This is a genomic window from Tianweitania sp., from assembly GCF_032053605.1.
GTDB lineage: Bacteria > Pseudomonadota > Alphaproteobacteria > Rhizobiales > Rhizobiaceae > Tianweitania.
The window spans coordinates 1,495-2,248 of the sequence record NZ_DAMBUH010000197.1 but is presented as its reverse complement, the minus strand read 5'-3'; the positions used below and the strand labels follow the sequence as shown (position 1 = coordinate 2,248).

The 754-nt window shown below is 59.0% G+C and carries 1 protein-coding gene; it reads right to left on the bottom strand.

Features of this window, described 5'->3' with window-relative positions; genetic code table 11:
• On the bottom strand, nucleotides 1–754 hold a 754-nt coding region (locus tag RTX98_RS20660; protein ID WP_312798763.1), incomplete at both ends, for an ATP-binding protein.

Below are 754 nucleotides of genomic sequence, written 5' to 3'. Positions count from 1 at the left end.
GCCTGCCGGCCAGCTCCTTCGCCAGCGGCTCGGAATTAACGCCCGACTCTTTCGGCAAGGAGGAAAGGAGCTTATCCAGCAGCGCCTTCACTTCGACCTCGCTTGCGAAATCCACCTTAATAACGTGGTCGAAGCGTCCTCGACGCTGAATGGCAGGGTCAATCATGTCGATGCGGTTCGTCATGGCGATGATCAGCACGTCGTTCTTTACCGCTTCCGGTATGCGCCGTAGGAATTCGGCCACTTCCTCGACCCGGTGGTGGCCCGAGCCCATCTCGCGGTCGGCAAGGAATGCTTCCATCTCGTCTATCACGAGGACGGACGGCGCGTTCTCCATTGCCTTGTCGAACACCTGCGCGACCTTCTTGCTGGTCTCGTGGATGTAGGGGCTGGCGATGCTTGAGGCATCGATCTGGAAACTTGGCCAGCCGAGGAAGTCCACCAGCCGGTCGACCGCGAAGGTTTTGCCGCAACCTGGAGGGCCGTGGAGGATCACTGCCGACGGGAACTCGATGCCGAGCGCCTTGTAGCGGTCGCGATGCAGGATGATGTCGACGATGTGTTCATTGAAAAACGCGGCCAGTTCGAGACGCCCAGCGAGCTCGAAGTCGTTGTTGGACTCCAGCTCACGGGGTTTGCTTTTATCCACATTCTCGGCTGGGGTGATGTCCGCGTTTTTGAGAGGAGCTGCAGGCTTGCGCTCAAGCGGAATGATTTCGGCGACTTCGAATCCCGCCGCTTGAACAACGTCCTT